Source organism: Streptomyces apricus, from assembly GCF_008369065.1.
Taxonomy (GTDB): Bacteria; Actinomycetota; Actinomycetes; order Streptomycetales; family Streptomycetaceae; genus Streptomyces; species Streptomyces apricus.
On the sequence record NZ_VDFC01000073.1, the window covers coordinates 1 to 3,034 of the forward strand.

Below are 3,034 nucleotides of genomic sequence, written 5' to 3' on the forward strand. Positions count from 1 at the left end.
CCCCTGGGGTCCCAGCGCCGCGTGCAGCCGGGCCCGCTCGGCGGCCCAGGGGGCGCCCAGCACGGCGTCGCGGACACTCGCGCCGAAGGCGTCCGGCCCCGGGTCCGCAGGCGCGCCCGCCCCCGGACCCGTCCGCGCGCCGTCCGTCCTCGCCGGCTCCATGAGCATGCGGACCGCCTCGCGGGGCGAGCGCGTCCACAGGATGCGGTCCGGTCCGGCCAGGCCGGCCAGCCGGTAGGCCAGCCGTACCCCCTCCTCGGCCGCCGCCCGGTCTCCCGGTCCGGTCGCCGCTGCCGCCGCCCGCCAACTGCCCTGATCCATCAACGTCGTTCCTCTCTCCCCAGTAACCGCAGTGATGTGCCGTGCCCGTGCGTCCGCGCCGATCGCCCCGTCAGTCGGCGACGATGCGCACCGACCCCGGTACGTACTCCCGTTGGCGGATCACCCGGTACCAGCCCTTCGGGAGCGAGATCGCCGCGTGCTCCTCGTGGACGACGCGGGCCCCGTCGGGCACGTGCAGCAGCATCGGGCCGAACGCACCCGACTCGCGGATCAGCCGTCCCGGACCGACCACCGCGTGGGCGTGCCCGGTGACTTCGCCGAGTGCCAGGACCAGCCTGCCGCGGCCGTCGCGCGGTTCGGACGCCGCGCCCGCCGCGTGCTCCGGCACCGCTTCCTCGGCCAGTCCCACGATCAGGACGTCTCCCTGCCGGTACATGGGTCTCCTCCCCTTGCGGCACACCGTGTGCCATGGGAGAGACCGTAGGGGCGGGCACTGACAACGGCCCTCGGGGAGGACCCTGTCGGCGGCGCTGTCAGTGGGACTTGGTAGAACTCCGTTACCTGGATGCGGTCGGCGCGCACCGGGAGCGGGGCCCATGACCGCCGATCCATCGACCTCAGCACCAAGGAGCGGGCGCGCATGACCATCGGTAGCCACCTCGACGAGTTCCACGGCCTGCCGGCCTTCGACTTCCCGGGCGTCGGCGAGGAGGTGCCCGACGCGTCCGCGCTGCCAACCCCGGACTCCGTGGCCTGGCGCGTCGCGGTGGACTCCTACGACTCCGACGAGCAGTGGGAGGAGGCCTTCGCCCGTTTCCTGGCGGCCGTCGACACCGCGCGGGTGCGGGCGCTGGTGGTGGGCGCGTGGAGCGACGTGTACGACAACGCGCCGGACGAGGTGGTCGGGGCGCTGGTGGCGGCCCGCGACCGCCTGCCGGCCCTGCGCGGCCTGTTCGTCGGCGACATCGTGATGGAGGAGGCCGAGATCTCCTGGATCACCCAGGGCGACCTGGGGCCGCTCCTCGAAGCCTTCCCGGACCTTGAGGAGTTCGGCGTCCGCGGGGGCAACGGACTGGTCCTGCCCGTCCTGCGCCACGAGCGGCTGCGCAGGCTGACCGTGGAGAGCGGCGGCCTGCCCGCCACGGTGGTGCGCGCCGTCGCCGCGAGCGACCTGCCCGCCCTGGTCGACCTCGACCTGTGGCTGGGCACGTCCGAGTACGGCGGCGACTGCGACGTCGCCGACCTCGAACCGTTCTTCGCCGGCACCCGGCTGCCCGCCCTGGAGCGGCTCGCCCTGCACAACAGCGAGATCCAGGACGCCGTCTGCGCGGCCCTCGCGTCCGCTCCCGTGGTGGCGCGCCTGAAGGAGCTCGACGTCTCCATGGGGGTGCTCACCGACGACGGTGCGACGGCGCTGCTGACCGGTCAGCCGCTCACCCACCTCACCAAGCTCGACCTGCACCACAACTACGTCAGCGAGGCCCTGCGGAAGCGGCTGACGGAGACCCTGGAGCCCGCCGGCGTGGAGGTCGACACCGACCCGGACGACGCCGAGGAGGACGAGGACGACGGCGAGGTCTGGCGCTTCGTCGCGGTGGGCGAGTAGCGCGGCGCGGGGACCGGACGAGGGAGGGGAACGGCATGCGCCGTGGGGAAGAGCCGGACCCACCGCCGAAGTGGGTGGTCGTCGCCAACGGGGACAACCGCAGGGTGGGTCTGTTCGCGGCGGCCGCCGGGGCCGCCGGACAGGGCGTGCCGCGGGTCGTGGAGTGGCTCGACGTGCTGCGCGACGGCGGCCACGACTTCGCCGACGACGAGATCGTGCGCCTCGACTCCCCCGGTGAGGACGCCGGGGTGGACGCCCTGCTGCGCGGGGTGGCCGAGCCGACGCGGGTGGAGGGCTCCGGACGCTGGTACGCGCGGTTCCTGGAGTGCGTGGGCTCGCTGCGGGGCGGGCTGCGCCTCGACGACCCGTCGGACCTGGCCGTGCTGTTCGACAAGCGGCTGTGCCACGACCGGCTCGCGCGTGCGGACGTGCCGGTGCCGCCCTCCCCCMCCTCCGGCGACCGCACGCCGATCCGGGGCTGGGCGGACGTGCGGGACGTCATGGCGGCGGCGGGCATGCGGCGCGTCTTCGTCAAGCCGGCGCACGGTTCGTCCGCCTCCGGTGTCCTGGCCGTCGAGACCGCCGGGCCCGGCCGCGTCCGGGCGACGACGTCGGTGGAGCGCACCGGGGACGGACACCTGCACAACTCGCTGCGGGTGCGCCGCTACACGGACGAGCGGGAGGTCGCCGCGATCGTGGACGCGCTGGCCCCGGACGGGCTGCATGTCGAACGGTGGCTGCCGAAGGCCTCCCTGGGCGGCCGGTCCGCGGACCTGCGCGTCGTGGTCGTGGACGGCCGGGCCACACATGCCGTGGTCCGCACCAGCCGCTCCCCCCTGACCAACCTCCATCTCGGTGGCGCCCGCGGCGACCTGGCGGCCGTGCGGGCGCTGGCGGGCGACCGGTGGACCGCGGCCGTCGGGGCGGCCGAGCGGGCCGCCGCCTGTTTCCCGGGCACGCTGTGCGTCGGCGTGGACGTGCTGCCCGCCACCGGCTGGCGCCGCTTCGCCGTCGGCGAGGTCAACGCGTTCGGCGACCTGCTCCCCCGGCTGACCGGGCTGCCGGGGAGCGGGGCGGAGGGGCTGGACACCTACGCGGCGCAGATCGCCGCGGCCGGGTCCTTCCTGCGCCGCGACCGCCGTCCGG

At 75.2% G+C, this 3,034-nt stretch carries 3 protein-coding genes and 1 pseudogene; 2 read left to right on the forward strand and 2 right to left on the reverse strand.

Annotation, left to right across the window (positions count from 1 at the left end):
- Both FGF04_RS33595 and FGF04_RS33600 read right to left on the reverse strand, forming a co-directional pair.
- Window positions 1–321, reverse strand: a pseudogene (locus FGF04_RS33595) (hypothetical protein); the annotation flags it as partial.
- Between the two features lie 70 nt (window positions 322–391).
- The gene (locus FGF04_RS33600) at window positions 392–718 is read right to left on the reverse strand and encodes a hypothetical protein (RefSeq protein WP_149515176.1); all 327 of its coding nucleotides are present in this window, start codon (window positions 716–718) and stop codon (window positions 392–394) included.
- Window positions 719–922: 204 nt separating this feature from the next.
- Here FGF04_RS33600 and FGF04_RS33605 point away from each other — a divergent pair, with 204 nt between their 5' ends.
- Complete coding sequence (locus tag FGF04_RS33605) at window positions 923–1,888, forward strand: STM4015 family protein (RefSeq protein ID WP_149515177.1); 966 nt, start codon at window positions 923–925, stop codon at window positions 1,886–1,888.
- A gap of 35 nt (window positions 1,889–1,923) precedes the next feature.
- Window positions 1,924–3,034, forward strand: a 1,111-nt coding sequence (locus FGF04_RS33610) for an STM4014 family protein (RefSeq protein ID WP_149515180.1), incomplete at its 3' end; no start/stop codon positions are given.

Excerpts from the sequence above, each read along its gene's own strand:
- FGF04_RS33600 (WP_149515176.1), bottom strand. The coding sequence starts at position 718 with ATGTACCGGCAGGGAGACGTCCTGATCGTGGGACTGGCCGAGGAAGCG.
- FGF04_RS33605 (WP_149515177.1), top strand. The coding sequence starts at position 923 with ATGACCATCGGTAGCCACCTCGACGAGTTCCACGGCCTGCCGGCCTTC.